This window comes from Rhodococcus sp. 06-462-5, from assembly GCF_002258315.1.
GTDB lineage: Bacteria > Actinomycetota > Actinomycetes > Mycobacteriales > Mycobacteriaceae > Rhodococcoides.
The window spans coordinates 89,065-115,843 of the sequence record NZ_NOYD01000029.1 but is presented as its reverse complement, the minus strand read 5'-3'; the positions used below and the strand labels follow the sequence as shown (position 1 = coordinate 115,843).

Sequence of the window (26,779 nt, the reverse complement as noted above, 5' to 3'; positions counted from 1 at the left end):
CGACGCGGTATCGGACCATTCTGACCGCGGTCGACGAACTCATCGCCACCAAGATCCTCTCCGACGCGACCTGGAACCAACTCGCCACCCAGTTCGACGAGCGCAGGCTCATCGAATTCGTCCTGCTGGTCACCCAATACGACGGGCTGGCAACCACTCTCGCAACCCTGCGCGTCGAACGGGATTACGGCGACCGACCACCGCGGCCATGAGCAAGTCAGCCGAGACCGCGCTGCACCGCGCGCTCGCCATGATCGAGCCAGCGACGCTACGCGGGCTGGCGCGCACCGACGGCGGCTACGTCGAACTGCTGCCGGACGTGCCCGCACCGAACCCGTCGCCGGCCAGCATCGCGATGAACAACCGGGTGGTCGCAGCCATCTACGAAAGACTGTGGCGTCCGTTCGGAGTGTCCATGATGGGCATCGCCGGCATGTCGATGGCGGCCGAGCGCGCCAAAGCCGTCGTCGACCTGAGGTTGCACGGCGCCCAGCGCGTGCTCGACGTCGCCTGCGGCCCCGGCAACTTCACCAAGTTTCTCTCCGACGCTCTCACCGACGACGGCCTCGCCGTCGGGTTCGACATATCCGAGGCGATGATCGCCCGTGCCGTGGCGGACAATCGAGGACCGCGTGCGGCGTACGTACGCGGAGACGCTGCCCACCTGCCGTATTCGGACGACGCTTTCGACGCCGTATGCTGCTACGCCGCACTGTATCTCGTTCCGAAGCCCATGACAGTGCTGGACGAACTGATTCGCGTCGTCCGCCCGGGTGGACGCATTGCGATCATGACCAGCTGCGAGCCTCGTCCGGCCCCGCTGGGCACAGTCGTCGGCTTCGGAACCGGCCTGGCGGGCGTCCGGATGTTTCCGAAGAACCTGTTCGTCGACGTGTTCGAGGCATCGGGACTGACCGAGATCCAGCAAGACGTCCGGGGACTGGCCCAGTTCGTCAGTGCCACGAAACAGTAACGGTCAGAGGCGAACCTACGAACCGGTACTGCTGCTCTTCGCCAGTTTCCTACCGGCCGCCGAGCCGAGCCGATTGAGCGGAGCGAGCAGGTCCTGGTACCGCGGACCGACGAGTCGCGGAATCAGATCGAACGCTCGAGCGTCGGGTCCGATCAGCACTCGCGGCTTGTTCCTTTCCACTCCCGCGAGAATCACCTTGGCCGCCCTCGTCGGTGTGGTCAGCGCGATCTGCTGGAAGCGACGCGAGGCCTCGTCGGGTGTGCCGAGCTCGTCCATGCCGCGGGCGTTGGCCACGATGTTGGTCTTGATGCCGCCCGGATGCACGCACGTCACTCCGACGGGATGTCGAGCGATCTTCATTTCCTGACGCAGTGCCTCGGTGAATCCCCGCACGGCGAATTTCGCGGAGTTGTAGGCACTTTGACCTGGGATGCCCATCAGGCCGAAGACACTGGAGACATTGACGAGGTGACCCTCGCCCGACTCGATCAAGGCCGGCAGAAATGCCTTGGTTCCGTTGGCGACTCCCCAGAAGTCGATGTTCATTACCCACTCGAAATCGTCCCAGGTCATGTCGAGTACATCGGCACCCAACGCGACTCCGGCGTTGTTGGCGACGAAATTAACGCGGCCGAATTCGCTGAGCACTGCATCCGCATGCGCGTGGACGGCGGACCGGTCCGATACGTCCAGCTCGTACGTGACCGTACGGGCTCCCACCTTCTCGCACAGAACCACGGTCTCTCCGAGCCCTTCTCCGTCGATATCGGACAGCGCAAGCTGCGCTCCACGCTCGGCCAGATCGAGCGCGAGGGCGCGGCCGATCCCCGAACCGGCACCGGATACGACGGCGACCTTGTTGTCGAAATTCTTCATATACGCACTTCTTCCACGTTCTCGCTGTCGGTTCCGGCTCCGGTCGGGAGCAGAAATTCGTACTGTGCCGGGTCGAACTTCCTTGTGCGAAGCCAGTATTGCCAGGTGAATCCGGGCCACACCGTCCGGTTGGCACCGTGCGAATCGAGGTACCAACTGGTACATCCGCCGGTGCTCCACACGCCCTTGTTCAGCTTCGCCTGGATCTCGGCCGTGAATTCATCCTGCGTCTGTCGACGAACCGTCAGTGCGTCGGCAGCCCCCGCCTCGACGAATTCGATCGCTCGTAGCGCGTACGCGATCTGTTGCTCGATCATGAACACCACGGAATTGTGCCCGAGCCCGGTGTTGGGACCGAGCAGGAAGAACGCATTGGGATATCCCGCGGCCACGATCCCCAAGTGGGTCTCGATTCCGTGTTCTTGCCAGTGCTGCACCAACTTTCGCCCACCGATACCGGCCACGTTCAGACCGTCGAACCCGTCGGTGACGTGGAAGCCGGTGGCGTAGATGATGACGTCCACCTCGCGCTCGGTCCCGTCTGCGGTGACGATCGACCGTTCGCGCACCTCCGCGATCGGGTCGGTGACCACGTCCGCGTCGGGTCGAGTCAACGCCCGGTAGTAGGTATTGGATCCGAGCAGTCGCTTGCACCCGATGCGATAGTTCGGGGTCAATTTCTTGCGGAGCTCGGGATCTTCTACCTCCCGCTCGATGAACCTACGTGCAGCTGCCTCGACCGGACGCAGGAGATTGGAATGTCCGTTGAGGCCTATCGCCAGAGACTCCGCAGACCAGTAGATAGAATTTCTGAACACCTTGCGTGCCACTGCCGATTGACGAAAGAGGCGTCGGAGAGCAGTCGGGATGGCGAAATTCCGCCGCGGGAGCACCCACGCGGGAGATCGTTGATACAGGTGCAGTTCGCCGACCGTCTCGGCGATCTGTGGAACGAACTGCACAGCGCTCGCTCCGGTTCCGATGACTGCGACCTTCTTGTCGGTCAGATCCACCTGGTGATCCCATCGCGCCGAGTGAAAGGCCGCACCCGTGAACGACTCGACGCCTGCGAGCTTCGGAGTGTTGGGAACGTGCAGCGCTCCGATGCCGGAGACGATGAACTGGGCGACGTATTCGTCACCGTTCGTCGTGGTGATGTGCCATCGGTGTTCGCTCTCGTTCCAGTAGCCACCGTCGCACTCGACCCCGAACCGAATGTTGTCGTCCAGGCGGTATTTGACCGAGAGGCGTTGCAGGTAGCTCAGAATTTCCGGCTGGGCAGACCACATCTGCGACCACTCGGGGTTGGGCTCGAACGAGTACGAATACATGTGCGAGGGGACGTCGCACGCGCAGCCCGGGTAGGTGTTGTCTCGCCAGGTGCCACCGACGGACTGCGCCTTCTCCAGAACGAGGAAGTCGTCGCGACCGCGGGTGCGGAGCGAGATCGCCATCCCCAACCCGGAGAAGCCACTGCCGATGACCAGAACCCCGGTGTGATGAACGGTCATCGCCGACCCTCCGAGGGCACGACGCCGGTCATTCTCCACAGCGCCGCAGTGACCGTGCCCTCGAGCAACCCGACCGAATCCAGGAAGGCGACGGTGTTCGATGCGTCCCGGCGCCTGATCGCTGCCCGTCGACGGCGCGAGGTGAGCACGCCCCGAACCGGGGACATACCGATGGATCGATAGACCTGGAACGAGACACCGAGACGAAGAATCACGTTGGCGAGTACAGCGAGGAGCAACCGGTTGAGTGCGCGGGTCAGTCTGTTCGACTTCTCCTGCGCGGCCACCACTTCCGATCGGGCGAAGGCGAAGCGGTCGGCGCTCTCGAGTCGATGGATCTTCACCGCCTGCCGAACATGGGGCTCGATTCCTGGTTCTGTCACCGCGCCCTGCATCGACCGGGCGAAGGTCTCCTCGACCAGGAGGGTCGACGCATGCGATGCAACACCGAGGGGCAGGAAACCCAGAAATTTGACTGCCGTCGTCGTGCCCTTGGGGAGCCTGTACGGCGGAACTTCCGCGGCCCGAACGAGCCGTCCGAAGGTGATGGTGGTCCGCGAACTACCCGCAACCTCTGCCAGAGCATTGCGGGACGCCGGGCTGTTGAGCCCTTCTTCCGCCGCCCGCCTGAGCTGGTTACCGATCAGCATGGCCGACAGATACGACACCGTGCTCCATCTGCTCACTGCCTCGTGCAGAGCCAAGGTACGCCGATCCTGCTCGGCCAACCTGCCCCACAGGCGGGTCCCGTACAACGTCACCGAGTCTCGCGGCAACGCCGACGCCTCACTTTGCCAGGGTGATTCCCAGTCGATGTCGACATGCGGATCGTACTGGACCGCCGACGAGCGTCGGCTCATGCGAGATCGTCCGGCATGGCGCGGGTCATCTTCCACAGGCGACGGGTCACGAAACCGTCGCACATACCGGCGTCGGCGAAGAACCGAATCATGGGCTCGGAGAAGAACTGCATGTTGGTCTTGTAGGTGGGACTCGCCATTGCGGTGACGATTCCGCGAATGGGGTTGATGCCGACGGATCTGTACACGCGCGGATTGATGAGTGCGATGTACGTGAAGTTGGCGATCGTGGCAAGGATGACGCGGTGGACCGCACGATTCACCCGATTGGTCGATTGCATCGCGCGCACCATTTCTTCACGGGCGTAGGTGATGTGACGCGATTCTTCGATCACGTGGATGCGCATCATCTGGCGCAGGTGCGGCTGCATTTCGGGATCGTTCTGCGCTTCTCGCTGCGCCCGATCGAGCACCTCCTCGATGAGCAGAGTCCCGCCGTACGTGGCCGGTCCGAGAGGGAGAAACTGACCGATCCTTGCGAGGACGAGACCCACTTTGGGCAGGAGGTAGGGCTTCAGGCCCGCCTTCTCGATCAACTTTCCGAACATGATGGAGTGGCGCGATTCCTCGCCCACCTCGGCTATCGAGTACATCGAATGATCGGAGAACGTGCCCCTCCCGAACACCCGAAGCAAGTTCGCACTGAGGAAACCCTCGGCATAGATGCCGAACGAGAGAATGCTGACGATCTCGTGTCGACCCAGTTCGCGGCGCTGCTCTTCGGACAGCTTGTCCCACAACTTGGTTCGATAGAGTGACACTCGATGCTCGGGCATCCACCGCATGCCGTCGACCACCGGAGCGTCCCAATCGATGTCGACCTCGCCGTCGTAGAACTTGTCGGCCGTCGACTTCAGCAGCCGCCGGGCAGTCTTCTCGCGAGGGCCGACCGCCCGCGCCCGCGTAGCCGACAGGTCCTCGGTCACCAGCGCAGCGCGCCTCGACGTCCCCACATCAATGTTTCGTTCACCGACAACTGCACGCTTCACAACCGATCCCCCTCGCGATCGACGACTCCCCCGAGACTTCGTCTACCCGAAACTCACGGTAGCCAGTACCGGCGGTAGTAGGTAATGTGACAAAGTGTGGTTCAGGTCACCGGACGTGTCAACCCAGAAGATGGACGGCGCAAGCCACAGTGCAAGAGGATCGATGCGCGCACCGAACGCTGGCGTGAGCACCGACTCGCGGTGCGACGAGAGTTCGTCGCGGCCGCTCTGGTCGCCATCGATACGCACGGACCGAGCGTCAGCATGGGCGATATCGCCAAGGCTGCAGGCACCGCCAAACCCAAGTTGTATCGGCATTTCGCCGACCGGTCCGATCTCTATGCTGCGATAGTCCAGCACGTTCAGGAAATGCTGTTGGCGAGCATCATGACCAAGGCGGATCTGTTCGCGGACTCGGTGGCCGAACTCATCGATCACAGCGCAGCCGGATACGCGGCAGTGGTCGCAGACCATCCCAATCTGTTCCGGTTCCTCGTCCATGGCCACTTTCTGGCCCGCACCGTCGGCCGAAAGTCGCAGACGTCGTCGTCGGATCCGGCCTTGGAGTCGGCCCGTGCTGCAACCGACACCGTGGCGCGCGTTCTGGCCGACGCCGTACAGGGACCAGCAGTGAACAGGGCAACGGTGGAGTTGATCTCGTACTCGGCCTTCGGCGCAGTAGCGACTGCCACGGACTGGTGGCTCGGAAGCTCCGACGACCATGAATCCGCTATGAACATCGACGCATTCACCGAGCATCTGGCGGCCGTGGTGCGAGGGCTCGTGGAGTCCTCGAGTGCACTCCTCGGCACCCGCATCGAGTTCGACCGGCCCATTCATCTCGCGTTCGTTCGCGACCAGGAGGAGTGAACCTGTGAGTGATCTATCCGGTAAGCCCGATTTCCGCGGACCGGCAACTCTGACTTTCGAGGCCCCTCCTGCCGAGTTCGAGGTGCAGGTAGATCTGCGCGGACACTCCCAACCCATCGACGGCATCTTCCGCTGGTACGGCCGCGTCCGGCCACACGAGGCACTGCAGGGTTTCATGGCGGCTGCCGGCAGCCGCCGCGAGGGCAGGCTGAGTACTGACAGCGGTGATGTGCCAGTCCTGGTGAGCGACGTGGACTTCTGGGGCCGATACCGCCTGCAAGGCACCGGGATGCCGCCGTATCCGCTCGTACCCGAGGAAGACTCGGGCAGCGAGTCCGGCGACGTTGTCGCGCCTTCCCCCGAGGACCAGGCCCTCCAGCGCGCCGCAGAGCTGCTCGAACCCGAGTTTCGTACGGCTGCGGTCACCACCGACGGCTATGTGGAGCTGCTGGGCGGTACTCCTGCCCCGTCACCGACGGCTGCGAGTCGAGCCATGAACAACCCTCTGGTGGCCTCGATCTACGAAAAGCTCTGGCGTCCTGCCGGTGTCGCCATGATGGGAGTAGGCGGCATCTCGATGTCCGCCGAACGCGACAAGGCCGTCGACGACCTACGACTGTCCGGGGACATGCGTGTGCTGGATGTGGCATCGGGACCGGGAAACTTCACCAAGTACCTTTCCGACCACCTGAGCGGAGACGGTGTAGCCATCGGGTTCGACATCTCCGAGCAGATGATCAGGCGTGCCGTCCGAGACAACCGCGGCCCCCACGCCGCCTACATGCGCGGTGATGCGCAGTCACTACCGTTTGCCGACAACACATTCGACGCCGTGTGCTGCTTCGCCGCTCTGTACCTGATGCCGAACCCGCTGACCGTGGTCGACGAACTCGTCCGAGTGCTTCGGCCGGGTGGTCGAATCGCGATCATGACCAGTTACGGCCGCAACACCGCGCCGGTGAGGTCGGTCGTGGGAGCAGTGTCGGGGCGTATCGGAGTCCGCATGTTCGACAAGGAGCAGTTCACCTCGATCTTCGAGGCATGCGGGATGACCGAAATCGAGCAGGAGGTGCGCCGACTGGCCCAGTTCGTCAGCGCTACCAACGCCTCCTGACCGTGGGGTCAGGTCTTGGGACCGTAGTCGCTGACGATCCACTGACCGTCCTGCTCGGTGACCGTCACGAGCAGGAGGTTGGGCACTTTGCCGGGATCCGGCTGCTGCACGTTCTGCGTGGTCTGCTGAGCGAACACCGCCACCTTGTACTCGCCTCCGGATTCGGAATCGATTGCGGCAGAAAGCACCTCGCCGTTGGCGACCACCTGGGACTCGTTCATGATCGCGGTGAGTGCCTCACGAACTCCGCTGTACCTATCCTGCAGGGACTGCGATGCCCCCTGGTCGACGCCGTCGAAGAACGCGTCGAGGTTGCGATAGTCGTAGGTCAGCGACCGCGCCGTGTATTCGGTCGCCGTGTTCAACGCCATCTGTCGATCCTGATCGTGTGCACGCTCGTCGGCCAGATCGCCTGCTGCGGAACGCCACAACACTCCGAACACCACCGCGAGCGCGACGCCGGGTACCGCGGCAGCGACCACGGTCCACCGAATACGGCGACGTCGGGCGGGCTCGGCGGACACCGGTGTTTCCTCGGTCCGCGTTTCTTCTACTTCGACCATGAGGGGGTAGCTCCAATCAGTTCGGAATTTCTACGGAAAGTTTCGCCGGCCCGCCGGGAGGAAAGACGGTCTGCAGTACGTCGACGATGGACCCGGCGTCGACCCGCATCGGTTTGATGGGTGCGGTATACGGCTTCAGAAGCGTCGCGATCAACGCGAGATCGGGCGACAGCGGCGTGAGGTACTCGTCGATCTTCGGCCCGATCTTCCCGAGCGGATCGTCCCAGACGTCCGCGCCTACGTACGAGTAGTCGTTGAAGCCCTCGAGCAGGTTGGCCACACCCGAGCCTGTCGCACCGACATACGGTGCCGCGTCGGTCATCACCGGCCCGTATCCGTACGCGTTGCGTCCACCCTGCTGCGCATTGTCGTACAGGCGACGAATCTCTCCGCTCTTGTCCCGCAGCGTCGCTGCCAGGAATCGGAATGCCTCCACCAGACGATCGATATCGGCACCGCGACCTTCGACGGCGGCCGACGCCGTATCGGTCAGTCCCCTCAGGGCATTCGTATCGAGTTGCGAGGCAAGGGAATCGCCCAGGCCGAGGGCCTCGCTGACGGTGACCGACGGAAGCACGTGGTCGCTACCGAGGACATCCCCGTCCGTGAGGTACGGCCCTCCGGCGCTGCGAGGCCGCAGGTCGAGGTACTGCTCCCCCGCTGCGGACAGGTTCGCGACGACGACCTCGGAGTCCGCCGGTATGCGGTGGGAGGCGTCGAGCGCGAGTGTGACGTCCAGGCCGCCCGGCACCACTGCGATGGCCTCGACTCGGCCCACCTGGATTCCCCTCGAGGTGACCTGCGAGGTGTCCATCAGCCCGCCGGAGGATTCCATGTGAACCACGACGTGGTCGGTCGTTCTGGTCGGGTTCAAGTCGAGCACACCCACGACCAGGTAGCCGATGCTCGCAACGGTCATGGCCGTCAGGGCCACGAGTGAGACGAGTGTGCCGCGCTTCATCGGACGATGCCGATGCCGCGCAGGATCCCGATCATCTCGTCGGCCAGTGCTCCGGCCCCCTGATCGGTCGACACCGACCGCACCGCGATGTTGGGTGTGGACTCGAAGTACGGAATCAGGCGCTCTCGCAAGAGGGTGTTCGCTTTCTCCACGTTCATGGGCACCGTGGTGTCGGCATTCGAGATCGTGATCAATGCCGGCGCGATGATGTCGATGGCACCTCTGAGTTCCGGATACGGGCCGGCGAGAACGTCACCGACGTTCTGCGACATGTACCCCAGCATGAAGATCATGTGCACGACGCTGAACAGAACCTCGGACAACCCGTCCGATCGTCTCGGGCCCAGTTCGAGAACGCGTTCGAGGCCGTCGCGCTGCGTCACGACGGTATTCGAGATGCCCTCTGCCGCAGCAAGAATGCGATCGATCTCGCCGGTGTTGTCGCCGATGTCGGTCAGTGCGGTCCGAGCGGCCAGATTGATCTTGTCGACCTCGGCCGGATCGGGCGGAACGGCGGCATTGACGTTGTTCACCGCCTCTTGCAGTTGCACGTAGCGACCGCCGGTCACGAGATTCGACAATCCTCGCAACACGTCCTCGACGTTGTCTGCCGGGACCGTCCGCTCCACCGGAATGACGTCGCCGTCCCGAAGATATGGCCCGCTCGAGCTCGCGTCGGTGTCGGACGGCGGTTGCAGCGAAATGTAGATCTCACCCAGGATCGACGACTGTCGAAGCTCGGCGACGGTATCGGTGGGTAGCTGAACGTCGGCCGACAGATCGACCGTCGCCACTGCGGTGGAACCCACCAACTCGACGGTGTCGAGAACACCCGCGTCGACGCCCTCGACGATGACTTTCGCCTTCTCGGGGAGGTTGAGCACGCTCGCGAATTCGATTCTCAGCGAGTACTTGTCCCCGGACACGTAACTTCCCGGAATCGGGAGGTCTGCTGGGTCGACGCTGCATGCCGACAAGGCGACAACACAGAACAGCCCGATGATCGTGCGCCTCATCGCCATCCTGCCGAACCCAGCACCAGCTGCACGAGACCGACGTCGATCACGTCACCTCGTTGCTGATCGGCCGAACACGTCGGACGGTACTTGTTGAGCAGAGCGCAGACCTCGTTCGGCGAGTTGGTGTCGATCTCGAATTGCGGCGGGTGATAGATCACGCGCCCGCTCCTGGAATCGTTGTCGTACATCGTCATCAAGTTCTGCCCTACGGTCGGCACCTGCTCCAGAATGTCCTTGATATCGCCCACTCGCCCGAGCAGAACATCGACCACAGGGGCCGCCTGGTCGAGAAATCCATAGACCTTGTCGTCGTATTTCGCGACGTTGCGCGCCAGTGGCGGAATGAACTCGGTGGTCAGAGCGACCGTGGTCCCGAACGACTGGGTGAACTCCGACAGCGTGATCATTCCCCGCTTCAGGTTGTCCAGTAGCTTCGCCACCTCGGGCCAGCTCACCACGAAGGTGTCGATGAGACCGTCGAGATTGTCGATCAGCCGCCGCACGGTGGTGTCTCGGTCGGCTGGATCGCCGACCAGCTGCGCCAGCTGCTGGAGGCTCTGGTTGAGCTGCGCACCGGATCCGCGGAGCGAACCGTCGACCGCACGAAGTGTGTCGCCGAGAACTTCCTCGTGCTTGCCGTCGGCATCGGCCGGACCGAGCAGGTCCGCAGTCAGGCCCGACACTGCGTTGAGAGTATCGCTGATTCCCAGCGGAGTTCTGGTGCGTTCCAACGGAATGCACTGCGCGCGATCGAATGGGGACCCGCCGGTGTACGGCTCGGTGAATTCGACGTGCCGATCGGTGACGATGGAACTCGACAGTGTCACTGCACCGACCTCGGCAGGCAGCTGGAGGCTGTCGTCGACATCCATCGTGACCATCACGGAGGCGTCGGTGTTCTCGATGTGCGTCACCGTTCCGACGACAACACCCAGCATCATGACCGAATTTCCCTCGTACAACCCCACCGTATCGGTGAACTCGGCGCACACCGACGAGGTGCCGGCACCGGAATCGATCACCGAGGTCGCCGACGCAACCGAACCGACGAGAGTGACCACCACAGCCGCCGCCACAGCGACCTTCACCGCTCTGCGCCTCATCAGCACGCCCTCCCTGGCAACGGAATGCAGACGCCGGCACCGACGACCGTGTCCTGCGACTGATCGATCACGGGCCCTTGACCACCGCCGATCAGGGCGGCGAGACCGTCCGTACTCTGCTGCATCGTCGTGATCGCCCCGTCGAAATCACCCAGCTGCGCGAAGAGCTTCTGAGTGATCTCCTCGAGCTGGACGATCGACGGCTCCAGCCCCTTCTCGAATGCGACCACGGGCCGATGGAAAAGCTCGAACATTCGTCCCAGCAGGTCGAAAGCATTGACCACTTCCTCGCGCTTGTCGCCGAACCCCTTTGTCAGGGTGCCGAGTTCGCGAACCAGTTCGACGAGCATCACCCGATCGGCTGCCAACGCGCCGACGTACTCGTCCGAGACCACGAGCCCACGTTCGAGCTGTTCGGAGCGGGTGGCGATCACGTCGGTGAGCGAGGACAGATTGTCCACGATGGCACGGGTCGACTGCGGCTGCGTGCTCACTGCCCGGTCCAGTTCCGCCACGGTCTCTCGCAATGTCGGGCCGTCGATATCGCGGACCAACGGAGTTGCCTGCTGGATCGCGTCGGACAGCTCGTAGGGAAGCGCGACCCGCTCCGCCGGAATCGGTGCCGAGTCGAGCTCGCCGTCGCCGTGCGAGGCGAGCATCACGTAGTGACCACCGATCGGCGTCAGCAACTTCACCGTCAGCGTCGATGCGTCGCCCACGAAAACGTCCGATCGAACACTGAATTCGACGTCGACGTGATCACCCGCGAGCTCGACCGAGCGCACGGAGCCGACGGCAATTCCGGCGATCCTGATTTCGTCACCCGGCTTCACTCCTGCGGCCGAGCCGAACTCCGCGGTGTAGGTGCGATCGCCGAACGGGATCGTGTACAGAACGGCCGCGACGAGGAGGAGGACCAGAGAGAAGGCGACACCGACTGCACCCCAGAAGAAATGTGTCTTGTTCTCCGACTGCTCGTCACGAACACCCTTGCGCAGCACGCGTTTCATCGACACACCACCAGATTCTGTCCGCCGAGCACTATCTGCCCGATCCCAGGAATGTCTTGTTGGCCCTGACTGCACGAGTAGGTCTGGGCACCCGGCGCGGGAATGCTCGCGTTGAGGCCGGTCAACAATGCGGGGGCAAGGGCGAGCATCTCGGTCACCTGTTCCGTCTGCGGAAGCAGTCGCCGCAGGGCTCCGTCGACCGGTGCGTAACTGTTGTCGTACGCGCTTTCCAAGCCCTCCATCAAACCGACCAACGGAGCGAGCCCGTAGTTGGCCTGATCCAACGAGGCGAGCACCCCGTCCATCTGTGTACTGAGCTTGGACACCAGACCGTGTAGTTGTTCGAGAAGTTCGGCGACGGAGGAGGACTGGCCGCCGATCGAGTCCGAGATCTGGCCGAGATTGTCGATCAGCAGGCCGATGATCGACTCCCGCTGAACCGCGAACTGGGTGATGCGGTCCACGTCGCGGAGCACCGGACCGAGGCCGGACCCGTCACCCTGCACCATGCGCAGGATGTTCTCGGTGAACTGATTGAGCTGCGCAGTGTCGAGCGTGTCGAAGATCGGCTTGAATCCGTTGAACAGTGTGGAAATATCGAACGACGGAATCGTGTGATCCACCGGGATCGTCTCACCCGATGCCAGAGGAGCACCAGCGGCCGCGTCCTTCTGGATGAGTTCGACGTAACGCTGGCCGAGAAGGTTCTGGTAACGGACAGCTGTCTGAGTGTTCGCGAAGATCGGTCGCCTGTCCTCGATTTCGAATCCGACGCGCGCAATGCCTCCTTCGAGGTCGACCGAGGAGACCTTGCCGATCTGCACCCCGGACATGCGCACGTCGTCACCCACGTACAGGCCGGATACGTCGTCGAACTCCGCGCCGTAAGACGTGAGCGGTCCGCCGACCGGGGTACGGAGTGCAGCCACGATGATCACGGCGCACACCGCGGTCACCGTGAAGAAGACGAGCAATTTGATCGCAGGTCCGGCTACCTTCTTCACCCGTTCGCCTCCTCGTGCGCGGCAACGGCTCCGGCCAGATTGGGCATGGTCCGGACTATCAGGTCGAGCTGCAACTGCGGTTTGCCGTCGACGATGGGGAACGCGTCGGAAACGCCGTCGATCACCTGCGGGACGCGGTTGTAGGTGGGCGCGAACGTGCCGATCGATGCCGTGATCGGCACCAGCAGATCGAGGACGGTCGACAGCAGCTTCGTCAGGTTCGGATTGTTCTTCTTCAACAAGTCGCCCACCGGAACCATCAGTTGGTCGCTCAGACCGTCGTTGGCCGCGATGGTCCTGGCTCTGTCGGCTGGTGCTTCGACGTACACACTCTTGTCCACCACTCCCACCACCAGATCGAGAAGGGGTGGAACCAAGTCGGCAATTCCGTCACCGAGTTCTGCCCCTCGGTGCAGCTTCCAGGCGAGCGGGTCGATCTGGTTGTTCGCCATCATCTGCGCAGTATCGAAGTACGGCTTCAGGTTTCGACTCACCTCGACGGAGGTGTTCGCGATGAGATCGAGAAGGTTCTGCACTTGTTCGGTGTCGAGTACCTCGGTCAGTTCGGCAACTCGCCGGAACACTCCGGTCACCGTTGCGCCTCGCAACTCACTCGACACTGCCAGGGTCGAGTTGGAGGCGAGCGGATTGCCGGTCCCGTCGGAAAGCAATTCGATTGCCGTGGAACCGAATACGTTGGAGGACGAGAACTGGGCCTGCATGGTGTCGGTAAGCTCGCCGGCCTGACTCGGATCGATCTCGAGTTCCAGTCTTTGATGGCCGAAGCCGACGGTCTCGATGTGGTCCACGGTGCCGATCGACAGACCACGGAACTTCACCTCCGACCCGGGGGTCAGCCCGTCCCCGACCGACGCCGCATCGAGCGTCAACTCGAAGGGCGACTCGAAGGCCCCGCGTGCATACGCGGTGAGTCCGCCGGCCACTACAGCCATGGCCACGGCGACCGCCAGCCCGCGCACACGGAGCGCGGCGGGACCCGCCGATCGACCCGTCAGATCGTCGAACACTGCCATCTCTACCCCGAAATCCTTATGCCCGAGTCGAATCCCCACAGGACCAACGTCATGATCATGTCCAGGACCACCACCGCGACGAGGCTGGCTCTGATGGCGCGTCCCGACGCGCGGCCGACACCTTCCGGACCGCCCGAGGCGTAGTACCCCTGATAGCCGTGGATCAGGATGATCGTCACGACGAACACAGCGGCTTTCAGCAGCGAGAAGAGAACGTCGATCGGCTGCAGGAATGCACTGAAGTAATGGTCGTAGGTGCCGGAGGACTGCCCGCCGACCACGCGAACCACCACGGCGCACGACAGGTAGCTCAGAATGAGTGTCAGCAGATAGAGCGGCACGATCGTGACGATTCCCGCGATCACCCGCGTGGTCACCACGAACGGCATCGATTGAATCCCTTGAGCTTCGAGGGCGTCGATTTCCTCGGAGATCCGCATTGCGCCGATCTCGGCCGTCATCCGACATCCTGCCTGCGTCGCGAACCCGATGGCCGCGATCATCGGGGCGAGCTCGCGGGTGCTGGCGTACGCGGAGATGAAGCCCGTCAGCGGCTCCATACCCACCATGCCGAGCGAATTGAACCCTTCGATTCCCACGGATGCACCCACCGCGACACCCAGGACGACGAGAACCGACACCGTTCCGCCACCGACGATCAGTCTTCCACTGCCCCAGGTGATATCACTGAGGATGAGCAGCATCTGCCGCCGATAGGAGCGGACGGTATGCGGTATGGCGGCGAGTACCTTGACGCAGAACGTCAGTTGATGACCCAACATCTCGAGTACATCGAACGGCCTACGCCCGAGGTACCTGACACTGCGGGTGAGGTGAGCGGTGCCGTGCACGGTGTAGCGAGAAGGAGTTGCCATCTCAGCCCAGCTTCTGTGGCATGAACATCGCGACCACCTGCGTGATCACGACGTTGACGGTGAACGCGGACACCACACCGAGCACCACGGAGGCGTTGACCGCGTTCGCGACCCCGCGGGGTCCGTGGGCGGCGGACAACCCGCGCTGGCAGGCGACGACGATGACGATGACGCCGAATATCTCGGTCTTCACCAGGGCTACCACGAGGTCCGCCACCGAGGCGAAGGACGCGAACGAGCTGATGTAGCTTCCGGGCGTCCCACTCTGAAAGCCGACGTTGATCGCATAGCCTGCGGCCAAGCCCATGAAGATGATGAGGATGCACAGGAACGGGGCCACCAGAAGGATGGCCGCCAGCCGCGGCGCGACAAGCCTGCGAACCGGGTCGATTCCCATCGTCGACAACGCGTCGATCTCGTCACGGATGGTGCGTGCCCCCAGATCGGCAGCGACCGCCGCGCCTGCGGCACCGCCCAACAACAGTGCCGCAACGATCGGGGCACCTTGGCGGATCACCCCGAGTCCACCCGCTGCTCCTGCGATGGACGTCGCGCCGATCTGATCGGTGAGACTGCCGACCTGGACGGACACGATGACGCCGAACGGAATGGATACCAGGATTGCGGGGACCACCGTGACGGTGACGACGAACCACGCCTGATCGACGGTGTCACGCCACGGATGACGCAGCGTGGCGATATCGCGCACGAGGTGAACGAAGGCCAGTACGCCCAGCTCCATCGTCTGACCGAACGTCCTGAATCCACCGGAAACCCCGTCGCTGACGCGTGCGAACGTCGATATCGGCGACGACAATTTCCCACCCCCAGCTTGTGTTCGGCGCGACTCCCCTCGCGCAGAAAACGAAAACTACCAGTCGACAAACGACCAAGTGACGTTTTCCTCACTTGGTGGGCTATGACTGATCACAGACTTTCGGTGGGTCGATCGGGGCTCGGAACGGCGATCGAGCGTTCGGACATCACAGTGAGGCGCGGGCCCGATGAGGTTCGAGTTCGGACCGCGTGCCCCGCTTTACTGATACTTTGGATTCTCATCGACGCTGGGAGAACAGATTGACATCCGCCCCGGATCGCACCCGCATCGAATTTCCCGACATCTCCTCTCGCACCTGGGAACACCCGTCCGATCGCGCTGCTCTGGTCACACTGCGCACCCTCAAAGGTTTCGACACCGTTCTGCGCACTCTGTCCGGGTTGTTGCGCGAACGACAACATCGCCTGATGTACCTCGCCACGGCAGTACGCGTCGACGAGCGGCAGTTCAAGGACCTGAACGACCTGCGCAGTGACTGCGTGAGCATTCTCGGTGCCGAGGAGACACCCGAGATGTTCGTGGTTCAGTCGCCGATGGTCAACGCGTTCACCATCGGAATGGACCGCCCGTTCATCGTCCTGACCACCGGCATGCTCGACATCATGACCTACGAGGAACAGCGTTTCGTCGTCGGTCACGAGCTGGGCCATGCGCTGTCCGGTCACGCGGTGTATCGCACCGTGCTCATGCATCTGATGCGCCTCGCCGGCACCGTCGGCTGGGTTCCGGTGGGCGGCTGGGCCCTACGCGCGGTGATCGCAGGATTGATGGAATGGCAGCGCAAATCCGAATTGTCCGGCGACAGAGCAGGTTTGCTGTGCGGGCAGGATGTGCACACCGCGATCCGCGTGCAACTGAAGCTGGCGGGCGGCGCACGCATCAGCGAAATCGACGTCGACGCCTTCCTCGCTCAGGCCGCCGAGTACGAGGCCAGTGGGGATCTGCGCGACGGCGTGCTCAAACTGCTCAACCTCGAACTCCTCTCGCACCCCTTCTCGGTGCTACGCGCCGCAGAGTTGAAGAAATGGGTCGACAACGGCGAGTACGCGGCGGTACTTCGCGGCGACTACCCGCGCAGGTCCACCGACCACGAGGCCAAGGTCTCGGAGGAGTTCCGCAACGCAGCGCGCACGTACAAGAACAACTTCGACACGTCGGAGGATCCGCTGATCAAGACCGTTCGCGACATCGGCAGCGGCTTTACCGGTGCCGTCGACGCCGTCGGTAACGGAATCGGCGACGTGGCGTCGGACATCAAGGGGCGCTTCGATCACTGGCGAAAGTCGTAGCGCCGGAGCAGGACCCACGAACGAGAAAGGGCGGCGACCACCGAAGTGGTCGCCGCCCTTTCTCGTCCGTGAAGAGGATCAGAAGTTGATCATGTGGCCCGCGAGACCGTGGATGGCCTCCTGCAGTGCCTCCGACAGCGTCGGGTGCGTGTGCACGTTGCGCGCCAGTTCGTTGACCGTGAGGTCCCACTTCTGGGCCAGCGTCAGCTCGGGCAGCAACTCGGACACGTCCGGTCCGATGAGGTGTCCACCGAGCAGTTCGCCGTGCTCGGTATCGGCGATGAGCTTGACGAAGCCGGTGGCGTCACCCAGTCCGTGTGCCTTGCCGTTGGCGGCGAACGGGAAGTTCGCGACCTTGATGTCCGAACCGCGGGCCTGAGCCTCTTCGCGAGCCTGGTCCTCGGTGAGACCGAAGCTGGCAACCTGCGGCTGGCAGAACGTCGCACGCGGCATCATGCGGTAGTCGTCGATCGGCAATGTCTCTGCGCCGCCGATGGTTTCGGCAGCCACGACTGCCTGAGCCTCGGCCACGTGGGCGAGCTGCAGCTTGGCGGTGACGTCGCCGATGGCGTAGATGTGCGGCACGTTGGTCTGCATCGTGTTCGTGATGCCGATGGCACCGCGATCGGTGAGCTCGACGCCGGTCTTCTCGAGGCCGAATCCTTCGACTCGGGGCGCGAAGCCCACGGACTGCATCACCTTGTCGACGGTGAAGGTCTCGCTCTCACCGGACTTGTTGTGCTTGATCGCGACGGTGACCTTGGAGCCGTCGTCGTCGATGCTCTGCACGCCTGCGCCGGTGATGACCTTGACGCCGAGCTTCTTGTACTGCTTCTCGATTTCCTTCGAGACGTCCTTGTCCTCGTTGGGGAGCGCGCGATCGAGGAACTCGACGATGGTGACGTCGACACCGTAGTTCTTGAGGACGTAGCCGAACTCCATGCCGATCGCGCCTGCACCGACGATGAGGATCGAACCCGGCAGATCCTTCGTCATGATCTGCTCTTCGTACGTGACGACGTTCTCGCTCAGTTCGGTGCCGGGAAGCAGCTTGGTGGTGCTGCCCGTCGCGATGATCGCGTTGTCGAACGTAATCGTCTCGGTGCCACCCTTGGTCAGCTCGACCTCGATGGTGTTGGCATCGGTGAACGTGCCCTTGCCGTCGTACTCGGGGATCTTGTTCTTCTTCATCAGGAAGTGGATGCCCTTGACGCGGCCGTCGGCAACCTTGCGGCTCCGATCGAACGCGGCACCGAAGTCGAAGGACGCTTCACCCGAGATGCCGAACAGCTTGGCCTCTTTGGTGAAGAGGTGCGCCAGCTCGGCGTTACGGAGAAGGGCCTTCGAGGGGATGCAGCCGACGTTCAGGCACACACCGCCCCAGTACTTCTTCTCGATGATGGCAGTGCTGAGTCCGAGTTGTGCCGCGCGGATAGCAGCGACGTACCCACCGGGACCGGCTCCGAGGACAACGACGTCATAGTGTGAGGTCACGAGTCCCCAGCGTAGTCGTGCCGTCCGACGCTGTCTCGACCTGGTCTTCGTTACCAGCCGGTAGCCATGCCAGCACCGACCACCCCGACGGCCCGAGTGCTGCTAGAACTGTGGAATGGCAATCTCGGACGACCCGTACCTCTGGCTCGAAGACGTCACCGGCGACGCTGCGCTCGCGTGGGTGCGCGAGAAGAACGAGGTGACTGTCGAGGCGCTGAGCGGCACGGCCTTCGATGCCACCGAGGCGAGCATCCGAGAGATTCTCGACACCGACGCCCGCATTCCGTACGCCCGTCGTCGCGGGCAGTTTCTGTACAACTTCTGGCGCGACGCCGAACACGTCCGCGGCCTGTGGCGTCGAACGACGATGGCCGAATACCGAACCGAGAACCCGGCGTGGGACGTGCTGCTCGATCTCGATGCGCTGGCCGCAGGCGAGGACGAGAACTGGGTGTGGGGTGGCGCGCAGGTACTGCGCCCCGATCAACGACTCGCTCTGGTGACACTCTCCCGCGGTGGGGCCGACGCGACGGTGGTCCGCGAGTTCGATCTGGACTCCCGCACCTTCCGCGCCCCGGAGGACGGCGGATTCGCCCTACCCGAGGCCAAGACCGACACCGGGTGGATCGACGCCGACACCGTCTTCGTCGGAACGGATTTCGGGCCCGGTTCGCTGACCGAATCGGGCTACCCCCGAATCGCCAAGCGGTGGCATCGCGGCACCTCGCTCGACGACGCCGAGACCGTGTACGAAGGTGCAGCACAGGACATCTCGATCTCCGCCTGGCACGATCGCACCCCGGGATTCGAGCGCGACTTCGTCCAACGTGCCACCGACTTCTACAACTCCGAGACCTACGTGCTCGAAGGATCTGCGTTGACCCGGATCCTGACGCCGACCGATGCGTCGACCTCGGTGCACGAGAACTGGTTGCTGGTTCGCACGATGACGCCGTGGACGGTCGGCGACGAGACCTATCCGGCCGGCGCATTGCTCGCTGCGGATTTCGACGAGTTCGTTTCCGGCACAATCGCTCTCACCGTTCTGTTCACCCCGGACGCGCACACGTCACTGCACCAGTACGCCTGGACCGAGAATCACCTGCTGTTGGTGACGCTGCAGGACGTGCGGACGCAGTTGCACGTCCTGACCCCCGGCGAGCAGGAGTGGGACGCCGACACGATCGACGGGTTGTCGGACCTGACCTCCACCGAGATCATCGGCACCGACGCCGAGGAGAACGGCGACGAGTTCTTCCTCTCCTCGTCCGGCTATCTCACTCCGGCGACACTGCTGGTGGGCACCGTGGGCGGCGAGCTCGAAGTCCTCAAGCAGGCTCCGGCATTCTTCGACGCCGACGGCCTGACGGTGGAACAGTTCTTCGCACGGTCCGACGACGGTACCGACATCCCGTACTTCGTCGTCCGACGCGCCGATTCCGGCCCCGGACCCACACTGCTCTACGGTTACGGCGGCTTCGAGATCTCGATGACGCCCGGCTACAGCGGCGCAACCGGACGAGCGTGGCTCGAACGTGGTGGCACCTACGTCGTCGCGAACATCCGCGGCGGCGGTGAGTACGGGCCGTCCTGGCACACCCAGGTACTGCGCGCCGGACGCCATCTGGTGCACGAGGACTTCGCCGCTGTCGCACGCGACCTCGTCACCCGAGGCATCACCACCACCGAGCAGTTGGCCGCGCAGGGCGGGAGCAACGGTGGTCTGTTGATGGGCATCATGGTGACGAAGTACCCGGAACTGTTCGGCGCGTTGGTATGTCAGGTCCCACTACTGGACATGAAGCGGTACCACCTGCTGCTCGCGGGCGCGTCCTGGGTGGCCGAGTACGGCAACCCCGACGACCCCGACGAGTGGGAGTTCATCTCGCAGTACTCCCCGTACCAGAACGTCGTCGCCGCGTCCGAACGTCGGTATCCGCCGATCCTGATCGCCACGTCCACCCGCGACGATCGCGTGCATCCCGGACACGCTCGCAAGATGGCGGCCCGATTGGCCGAACTCGGCCACGACGTCAGCTACTACGAGAACATCGAAGGTGGGCACGGCGGGGCGTCGGACAACGCGCAGTTGGCATTCAAGACGGCGTTGACCTACGAATTTCTGTGGCGCCACCTCGCTCGCAGCTGACGGTCAGCCGGCGAGCGCGTCCTCGAACATCGGCCAGGAATCGTGCAGGTCGTCCTGCCAGTAGCCCCACGAGTGGGTGCCGCGCTCACGCATCTCGAAGTGGGCCGGGATGTCGAGCTGCTCGAGGGCCGTCTTCAGCCTGCGGGTGCAGTCTCCGGTCGCCACCTCGATGGCACCGCCCACGACCATCTGGTTGAGCAACACGAAGCCGGGTCCGTTGGGATTGGTGCCGTCGAGGGTGTCCGATGCCCCGGCCAGTCCGCTGCCGTTGGAGATGTACAGCGCTGTGCCACGCAACTTCTCGGCATTGACCACTGCATCGTTGCGCACCCAGTCCTGATGGTCGTCCGGCCCCCACATGTTCGTCACGTTCGCGCCGAGCGCCATGGACACGACCGTCTTGACGTATGCCCGTCCCAACGCGTCGGTGGTCGACGCGCATCCACTGTAGGAACCGACGGCACGGTAGAGCCCCTGATGGTGAGCGGCCAGGTTCAGGACCGAGGTGGCGGCCATCGAGATTCCGGCAATTGCGTTGCGGCCGTTGGTATCGAGCAGATCGTCCACGAGCGGTGGCAGTTCGGCGGTCAGGAAGGTTTCCCACTTGTTGCGCCCGAGCCTCGGATCGTCGTGCTGCCAGTCGGTGTAGTAGGAGTAGGCCCCGCCGACGGGGGTCACCACATTGACGTTCTTGTCGGCGAAGAACGACACGACATCGGTCTGGGTGTACCAGTCCATTCCGTCGAGTCCGCCGCCCGCACCGTTGAGCAGGTACAGCGTGGGGCTCGGAGCCGTCCGATCGGGAGATCGCAGAATCTTCAGTGGGATCGTCCGGTCCATCGCGGCGGAGTGAACGAATGCCGTCATGGCCGTGTCGTCGGCCACCTCGGTGCGCACCACGTACGACTCCGTCGGGCCGGACACCTGGTCGGCCGGGGCCGCCGAGGCGAGCGGGTGCGCCGCTGTGGCGATGCATGCCACGACGCACACGACGACCAGCCTGCGTAGTGCCGTCGATCGGAGAAACTGCTCCCCGACACCTATTCGACGAACCGAATCCCCCAGGCCGTTCATAGTCGTGCTCGCTAACGTCGTCCACACAATTGTTGGTTCAAAAGCTTTCTACACCAAAACCAACCAGGAGTATGCAGAAATGACCAATAGCGAGCGAAACAACTGAAAGTTAATTCGAGTGAACTACTTGTGCATCCACTCCGTCACGAGGTCAGCAACCGCCGTGGGGTTACGGATCCACCCGTTGTGTCCGAGCGGCTCGTCGACGTGCACCGAGGTGACATCGGCACGGGCGAGCTTGCGCACGAGGTTGTCCATCGAGCCACGGGGCGCGAGGTCGTCGCCCTCGATGGTGACTGCGAGCACCGGAAGCGTCAGACGGCCCATCCGTTCCTCGTAGTCCATGTCCGCCCCCGCCGGCTCGATCGATCCGGTCCGCGCGAACCGGGACCAGTCGTCGATCAGAACCCTCGACTGCCGGCCGAAGCCGCCGATGCCGATTCGATCTCCCGGCCAGAACCCGGCGATGCTGCTGGTGATCGCCATCGCCGCGGCACCCACGTAGAGCGGGACGCCGCGGGTCGTGCCGAATCCGCGGTGGTAGGGCGACCCCGACGCCACCAGGATCAATCCGCCGAGCCTTCCCCTGATGCGGGCGGCGTACATCGCACCGAGCTGGCCGCCCATGCTGTGGCCGAGCAGATACGGCGTTGCTTCCGGGAACTGCTCGCGAACCACTTCGAATATCGCCGGGAAGTCGACCGAGACCAGTTCCTGGTAGCCGTAGCGACTGGCCGAACTCGGCTTCGGCACGCTGTCCCCCTGGCCCCGCAGGTCGCCGATCGCGGCATGGAAACCGCGAGCGACGAGAGCCTCGGCGAACAACCGGTAGTAGCCACCGGGAATGCCGAGGCCGGGAAGAACGACGATCACGGGTGCATCGTCGCGGCCTTCGCCGGGAAACAGTGACACCGGCACCGTCGAACCGTCGGGCATCTGAATCGGAACCGTCTGCATGGGGCAACCATATGCCGACCACTCACCTGCCCGTCCCGACGCCCCAGGCGCTCCGACCTGCTACCGAATCATTCTGGCTCGCAGGAATTTCCGACAGTCAGTGCCATTTCGAACCACGAAAGCCGGGCCCGACGATGCGTCGGGCCCGGCTCGGGTCGTGGGTCAGGTGGGCTAACTGGGGATCTCGATGGTGCCCGAGCCGCTACCTTCCGAGCTACCCAGCGCGAGCAGCTGAAGCAAGATCGCGAGCAATTCCATGAATTCTCCTTGACGAGAGTGGGATTCGATGCCGACTCAGCATCGCGAATACCGCGCCGATGTCGCGGGTGGATCGGGCAAGGGCTCCGACCGGATGCTCACGAACGCGAGGCCCGAGGCGCGGAACCGAGGTACGTCAGTCCGAGGAGGAACTGATACCGGAGAACAGCTGGAGGAGGATCGTGAGGATGTCACCGAGTTCAGCGGACATGGAAATTGCTCCTTCATCGAGGGGGTGTGCAGATCTGCTGTGACTTATGTCACGCGATGATCTCTGCAAGAAGATTTCTACCTCAGAAGGTCACGGTCTGTATACGGAAAAGACAGTAAAAGTCGAAAATCTTGATGTGACATCACAAATCGGCCACGGAGCCGAGATGTCGCGGCCGCCCCCCGACGGCGACCGCGACAATGACGGACGACTACGCGGCGCTACCCGAAGTCAGCACGCCGACGATCTGATCGACGATCGCGTCGACGATTCCGTCGTAGACGCCCGATGCGATGTCGGAGATGAACTGTGCTGCTGAACCCATGAGAACTCCTGATGCTCGTGTGCAAGGACAGCCGTAAGCGATACGACCTCCCTCGTTCTTACCGCACGCTAAGGTTTGGCGCAGCACCCGGTACCAACTCGAGATCCCGAAGAGGTGGTGCCGCAACGGTTCAGCGGAAATTTCACCGGTTGACCGGCCAAAACTATTCGCCGATCACGTCTTTCGCGCGGCCCACGAGCAGCGGGTCGGTTTCGCCCACGATTTCGGGATCCTTGTTCGCGTAGTCGAACTTGTTGAGCACGAAACGCATCGCGTTGATGCGGGCTCGCTTCTTGTCGTTGCTCTTGACGATCGTCCACGGCGCGACATCGGTGTCGGTGGCGCGGAAATTCTCTTCCTTCGCCGCGGTGTAGGCATCCCACTTGTCCAGCGAGGCAAGGTCCATGGGCGAGAGCTTCCACTGCCGCACCGGGTCGACCTGCCGGATGGCGAAGCGGGTGCGCTGCTCGTGCTGCGACACCGAGAACCAGAACTTGGTCAAGCTGATGCCCTCGTCCACCAGCATCTGCTCGAACAGTGGTGCCTGCCGGACGAACTGGGCGTGCTGCTCGTCGGTGCAGAAGCCCATGACCCGCTCGACGCCGGCGCGGTTGTACCAGGACCTGTCGAACATCACGATCTCCCCGGCCGCGGGAAGGTGTGCGATGTAGCGCTGGAAGTACCACTCGGTCGACTCACGAGCAGACGGCTTCTCCAGCGCGACGACGCTGGCACCACGAGGGTTGAGGTGTTCCATGAATCGCTTGATCGTGCCGCCCTTACCGGCGGCATCTCGGCCCTCGAAGATGATGACGTGCCGTCGCCCGGTCTCCTTGGTCCACATCTGCAACTTGAGGAGTTCGATCTGCAGCAGACGCTTCTCGAGCTCGTACTCGGCACGCGTCATGCGCTCGTCGTACGGGTAGTTCTCGCGCCAGGTGTCGACGATGTGGCCGTCGGGGACGGTCAGCAGTACCGGATCGTCGTCATCGGAGTCGTCGACGGCGAAGCCCGACGTGTCGGCAAGATTCACGGCTGTCGTGATGTCGAGCAAGTCGCTCAGGTTGGTACGCGCAGCCGTGCCGTTGCGGAGATCGTTGTCGGTCATGGGCCGAAAGTTAGTGCTCATCGGTGACCAATCCATGGCGATTCGGTGAACACCCGATGCATCCGGTTTCACAGCGGGCGTTACCCGGTCCGCAAGGGGGACGGACCGGGTAGCGCCGGTCGTGCACTCGCCGATCACGTGCGACCGTAGCGGGCATCGCAGCCCTGGGTCCAGGGGTCGGCCCGGAAAAGTCGACGATCTTGTTCGAGCGCGGTTTTCGAACCGTTCGTTTGTCGGGGTCGATATGGGTGAAGTCCCCGATGCGCCGAAAGGCATTGCTGATGCAGACTTTTCACCATGACATTCGAGAGCGGTTCCCCCAGAGAGTTCACCCGGTCGAGTTCGCAGAAGATGATGGGAGGTGTATGCGGCGGAGTTGCCGAATATTTCGGCTGGGACGTCAACATCGTCCGACTCGCGACCGTTGCCGGCACAGTCCTGACCGGCGGCACCGTCGTGCTGATCTACCTCGCGGCGTTGATGTTGATGCCGCTCCGGTGAAGCCCGAACGCGACGAAGCCCCGGACCTCGACAACAGGTCCGGGGCCCCGCGACCGACTACTCGGCGACGCTGGAGAGTCCCTCGGCGCTTCCGGTGAAGAGTTCGGAGATCGCGTCGGCGATGCCTGCGGAGATGCCGTCGGCGATGATTCCGCCGATGCCGCCTTCAGCGCCGCCGCCGAGGAGAGTGCCGAGAAGTTCGAGGAACATGAGGGGTTACCTTTCGGAGAACGTCGAGGCCCGGGGTTGAATGTTTGACCAGGCGGCAGAAATATAACGCGCCCGTTCTGTCCGATCCGCCGTTTGACCGAAAAAGTCCTGCTCCCCGTTTGTTGCTCGAAAAAACCTTCCGCGCGGTTGCGCCCGAACTACTCCTGCCCGGTGATCAACCATCCGCACGGTCCGGCGAGCTCGTCGGCCTCGGCGGGTCCCATCGAACCGGGCGCGTAGCTCTTCACCTCGGGCGGGTTGCTCAGCAACGGAGCGGCGACATCCCAGACGTGCGCCAGGCCGTCCGGCCTGGTGAACAACGAGCGGTCTCCGCTGAGCACATCGAGGATCAAGCGCGCGTACGGACTCAGCGGCTCGGCGTCGGGCACCGACTTCAACGGCAGCGCCAGATGCCCGACCGACAGATCGAAATCCGGGCCCGGCTCCTTGACCGTCATGGCGATGTCGATGCTGCCGTCACCCGAAAGGTCGAACGAGAGCACAGTGCCGTCCTCGGGCAGTTCGGTCAGCGGACTGTCGGCCGGTTTACCGAACACCAACGACACGCGCTGCTGGCTCACCCCCAACATCTTTCCGGTCCGGAGCAGAAACGGGACTCCGCGCCACCGGTCGGTGTCGACCCACAGCTTCGCCGCGACGAACGTGTCGACCTTCGAATCATCGGCGACGCCCTCGACGTCGCGGTAACCGTCGTACTGACCGAGTACCACCTCGTCGGTGTCCAGCAGGCGGAACTGTCCGATCACCGTCTCGCGCGCCGATTGCAGATCCTCTGCCTTCAGCGATGCGGGCGGCTCCATCGCGACCTCCGCGGCAACCTGGAACAGGTGGGTGACGAGCATGTCCAGCACGGCACCGGTGGCGTCGTAGAACTCGGCGCGGTCGTCGATGTCGAGCGTCTCGGGGACGTCGATCTGTACCTGCGCGACGTGCTCGGAGTTCCAGATGCCGCTGATCATGCCGTTGGCGAACCGCAGCACATGGAGGTTCTGCGTCGCCTCCTTGCCGAGGAAGTGATCGATGCGATAGACCTGGTTTTCCTCGACAACCTCGTGCACGGCTTTGTCGAGCTCCTCGAAGTTGCTCTGCGAGGTGCCGAAGGGCTTCTCGTAGACCACGCGGGAGCCGTCGGCGAGATCGTGTGCACCCAGGGCCTTCGTGTAGTCGACGAAAGTGCTCGGCGGCAGAGCGATGTAGTGCACCAGCTGGGCGTCGTCACCGATGTCCTTCTTGGCGTCGGCGACGACCTCGGGCAACTTGCCGGGATCGTCGACGGTGAAGCCGTTGCCCGCGAAGCGGATTCGCTCGGAAAATGCCGACCAATCGTCCTCTGCCACGTTCTCGGCGAACTCGTCGAGAACGCTGCGGACGTGATCGCGGAACTCGTCGTCGGAGGAGTCCTTGCGGCCGTTGCCGATCAGGACCCATTTCTCCGGGAGCAGACCTTCGAGGTGGAGTTGGTAGAACGACGGCAGGACCATTCGCTTCGCGAGGTCTCCGGTTGCGCCGAACAGGACGAATACAGTGGGTTGCGAGGACGCCATGACCTCCACTATGCACCGCACAGTTTGGGAGCGCACAG

General features: G+C 63.4%; 25 protein-coding genes and 1 pseudogene. 7 read left to right on the top strand and 19 right to left on the bottom strand.

What is annotated here, in order from left to right; translation table 11 throughout:
- Together CH251_RS15865 and CH251_RS15860 are read left to right on the top strand one after the other, a co-directional pair.
- A pseudogene (locus CH251_RS15865) lies at window positions 1–212 on the top strand (carboxymuconolactone decarboxylase family protein); the annotation flags it as partial.
- Window positions 209–973 carry a class I SAM-dependent methyltransferase gene (locus CH251_RS15860; protein ID WP_256979101.1) on the top strand — a complete coding sequence of 255 codons (765 nt, stop codon included), beginning with the start codon at window positions 209–211 and terminating at the stop codon, window positions 971–973. The pseudogene CH251_RS15865 and the gene CH251_RS15860, both read left to right, overlap by 4 nt.
- A 15-nt stretch (window positions 974–988) precedes the next feature.
- Here the strand turns inward: CH251_RS15860 and CH251_RS15855 are convergent, their stop codons facing one another.
- The 4 genes from CH251_RS15855 to CH251_RS15840 are packed head-to-tail and all read right to left on the bottom strand — an operon-like array spanning window position 989 to window position 5,173.
- Window positions 989–1,849 (bottom strand): SDR family oxidoreductase, encoded by an 861-nt coding sequence (locus CH251_RS15855; RefSeq protein ID WP_094613980.1) that lies wholly within the window; start codon window positions 1,847–1,849, stop codon window positions 989–991.
- Window positions 1,846–3,360, bottom strand: coding sequence for an NAD(P)/FAD-dependent oxidoreductase (locus CH251_RS15850; RefSeq protein WP_094613979.1), 1,515 nt, complete (start codon window positions 3,358–3,360; stop codon window positions 1,846–1,848). Before CH251_RS15850 ends, CH251_RS15855 begins: the two co-directional genes overlap by 4 nt.
- Complete coding sequence (locus CH251_RS15845) at window positions 3,357–4,220, bottom strand: diiron oxygenase (protein WP_094613978.1); 864 nt, start codon at window positions 4,218–4,220, stop codon at window positions 3,357–3,359. The genes CH251_RS15850 and CH251_RS15845 overlap by 4 nt, the downstream gene beginning before the upstream one ends.
- Window positions 4,217–5,173: a diiron oxygenase gene (locus CH251_RS15840; RefSeq protein ID WP_179273321.1), complete on the bottom strand. Its 957-nt coding sequence runs from the start codon at window positions 5,171–5,173 to the stop codon at window positions 4,217–4,219. The genes CH251_RS15845 and CH251_RS15840 overlap by 4 nt, the downstream gene beginning before the upstream one ends.
- 132 nt (window positions 5,174–5,305) lie before the next feature.
- Here CH251_RS15840 and CH251_RS15835 point away from each other — a divergent pair, with 132 nt between their 5' ends.
- On the top strand, window positions 5,306–6,079 hold the full coding sequence (locus CH251_RS15835) for a TetR/AcrR family transcriptional regulator (protein ID WP_094613977.1): 774 nt from the start codon (window positions 5,306–5,308) through the stop codon (window positions 6,077–6,079).
- Between the two features lie 4 nt (window positions 6,080–6,083).
- Window positions 6,084–7,193, top strand: coding sequence for a DUF4873 domain-containing protein (locus CH251_RS15830; RefSeq protein ID WP_143537799.1), 1,110 nt, complete (start codon window positions 6,084–6,086; stop codon window positions 7,191–7,193).
- Window positions 7,194–7,201: 8 nt separating this feature from the next.
- Here CH251_RS15830 and CH251_RS15825 read toward each other — a convergent pair whose 3' ends face one another.
- Genes CH251_RS15825 through CH251_RS15785 form a run of 9 tightly spaced genes read right to left on the bottom strand, consistent with a single transcriptional unit; the run spans window position 7,202 to window position 15,504 of the window.
- A complete protein-coding gene (locus CH251_RS15825) occupies window positions 7,202–7,756 on the bottom strand; it encodes a hypothetical protein (protein WP_094613976.1) in 555 nt (184 codons plus the stop codon).
- Window positions 7,757–7,772: 16 nt separating this feature from the next.
- Window positions 7,773–8,717 carry an MlaD family protein gene (locus tag CH251_RS15820; protein ID WP_094613975.1) on the bottom strand — a complete coding sequence of 315 codons (945 nt, stop codon included), beginning with the start codon at window positions 8,715–8,717 and terminating at the stop codon, window positions 7,773–7,775.
- Window positions 8,714–9,733 (bottom strand): MlaD family protein, encoded by a 1,020-nt coding sequence (locus CH251_RS15815; RefSeq protein WP_179273311.1) that lies wholly within the window; start codon window positions 9,731–9,733, stop codon window positions 8,714–8,716. The genes CH251_RS15820 and CH251_RS15815 overlap by 4 nt, the downstream gene beginning before the upstream one ends.
- The gene (locus CH251_RS15810; protein ID WP_143537800.1) at window positions 9,730–10,839 is read right to left on the bottom strand and encodes an MCE family protein; all 1,110 of its coding nucleotides are present in this window, start codon (window positions 10,837–10,839) and stop codon (window positions 9,730–9,732) included. Before CH251_RS15810 ends, CH251_RS15815 begins: the two co-directional genes overlap by 4 nt.
- The gene (locus tag CH251_RS15805; RefSeq protein ID WP_094614092.1) at window positions 10,839–11,849 is read right to left on the bottom strand and encodes an MlaD family protein; all 1,011 of its coding nucleotides are present in this window, start codon (window positions 11,847–11,849) and stop codon (window positions 10,839–10,841) included. The genes CH251_RS15810 and CH251_RS15805 overlap by 1 nt, the downstream gene beginning before the upstream one ends.
- On the bottom strand, window positions 11,846–12,853 hold the full coding sequence (locus tag CH251_RS15800) for an MlaD family protein (protein ID WP_094613972.1): 1,008 nt from the start codon (window positions 12,851–12,853) through the stop codon (window positions 11,846–11,848). The genes CH251_RS15805 and CH251_RS15800 overlap by 4 nt, the downstream gene beginning before the upstream one ends.
- Window positions 12,850–13,887, bottom strand: coding sequence for an MlaD family protein (locus CH251_RS15795; RefSeq protein ID WP_094613971.1), 1,038 nt, complete (start codon window positions 13,885–13,887; stop codon window positions 12,850–12,852). The genes CH251_RS15800 and CH251_RS15795 overlap by 4 nt, the downstream gene beginning before the upstream one ends.
- 2 nt (window positions 13,888–13,889) lie before the next feature.
- Complete coding sequence (locus tag CH251_RS15790) at window positions 13,890–14,762, bottom strand: ABC transporter permease (RefSeq protein ID WP_094613970.1); 873 nt, start codon at window positions 14,760–14,762, stop codon at window positions 13,890–13,892.
- Between the two features lies 1 nt (window position 14,763).
- Window positions 14,764–15,504, bottom strand: coding sequence for an ABC transporter permease (locus tag CH251_RS15785; protein WP_094614091.1), 741 nt, complete (start codon window positions 15,502–15,504; stop codon window positions 14,764–14,766).
- Window positions 15,505–15,839: 335 nt separating this feature from the next.
- Between CH251_RS15785 and CH251_RS15780 the strand changes: the two genes are divergently transcribed.
- On the top strand, window positions 15,840–16,889 hold the full coding sequence (locus CH251_RS15780) for a M48 family metallopeptidase (RefSeq protein ID WP_094613969.1): 1,050 nt from the start codon (window positions 15,840–15,842) through the stop codon (window positions 16,887–16,889).
- A gap of 78 nt (window positions 16,890–16,967) precedes the next feature.
- On the opposite strand, the gene lpdA is transcribed toward CH251_RS15780, so the two are convergent.
- Entirely contained in the window at window positions 16,968–18,383 is a 1,416-nt protein-coding gene (lpdA, locus tag CH251_RS15775) for a dihydrolipoyl dehydrogenase (protein WP_032393809.1), read from the bottom strand.
- A gap of 115 nt (window positions 18,384–18,498) precedes the next feature.
- Here lpdA and CH251_RS15770 point away from each other — a divergent pair, with 115 nt between their 5' ends.
- Entirely contained in the window at window positions 18,499–20,532 is a 2,034-nt protein-coding gene (locus CH251_RS15770; protein ID WP_094613968.1) for a prolyl oligopeptidase family protein, read from the top strand.
- A gap of 3 nt (window positions 20,533–20,535) precedes the next feature.
- Here the strand turns inward: CH251_RS15770 and CH251_RS15765 are convergent, their stop codons facing one another.
- The 3 genes from CH251_RS15765 to ppk2 all read right to left on the bottom strand — a co-directional run bounded on the left by CH251_RS15765 (window position 20,536) and on the right by ppk2 (window position 24,465).
- Window positions 20,536–21,531 carry an alpha/beta hydrolase family protein gene (locus tag CH251_RS15765; RefSeq protein WP_094614090.1) on the bottom strand — a complete coding sequence of 332 codons (996 nt, stop codon included), beginning with the start codon at window positions 21,529–21,531 and terminating at the stop codon, window positions 20,536–20,538.
- Window positions 21,532–21,729: 198 nt separating this feature from the next.
- The gene (locus CH251_RS15760; RefSeq protein ID WP_094613967.1) at window positions 21,730–22,563 is read right to left on the bottom strand and encodes an alpha/beta fold hydrolase; all 834 of its coding nucleotides are present in this window, start codon (window positions 22,561–22,563) and stop codon (window positions 21,730–21,732) included.
- 957 nt (window positions 22,564–23,520) lie between these two features.
- A complete protein-coding gene (ppk2, locus tag CH251_RS15755) occupies window positions 23,521–24,465 on the bottom strand; it encodes a polyphosphate kinase 2 (protein ID WP_094613966.1) in 945 nt (314 codons plus the stop codon).
- A gap of 297 nt (window positions 24,466–24,762) precedes the next feature.
- Here ppk2 and CH251_RS15750 point away from each other — a divergent pair, with 297 nt between their 5' ends.
- Window positions 24,763–24,966, top strand: coding sequence for a PspC domain-containing protein (locus CH251_RS15750; protein ID WP_094613965.1), 204 nt, complete (start codon window positions 24,763–24,765; stop codon window positions 24,964–24,966).
- 57 nt (window positions 24,967–25,023) lie between these two features.
- Here the strand turns inward: CH251_RS15750 and CH251_RS27550 are convergent, their stop codons facing one another.
- Together CH251_RS27550 and CH251_RS15745 are read right to left on the bottom strand one after the other, a co-directional pair.
- A complete protein-coding gene (locus CH251_RS27550) occupies window positions 25,024–25,176 on the bottom strand; it encodes a hypothetical protein (protein WP_179273313.1) in 153 nt (50 codons plus the stop codon).
- A 158-nt stretch (window positions 25,177–25,334) separates the two neighbouring features.
- Window positions 25,335–26,741: a glucose-6-phosphate dehydrogenase (NADP(+)) gene (locus CH251_RS15745; protein WP_094614089.1), complete on the bottom strand. Its 1,407-nt coding sequence runs from the start codon at window positions 26,739–26,741 to the stop codon at window positions 25,335–25,337.
- Window positions 26,742–26,779: the final 38 nt, after the last annotated feature.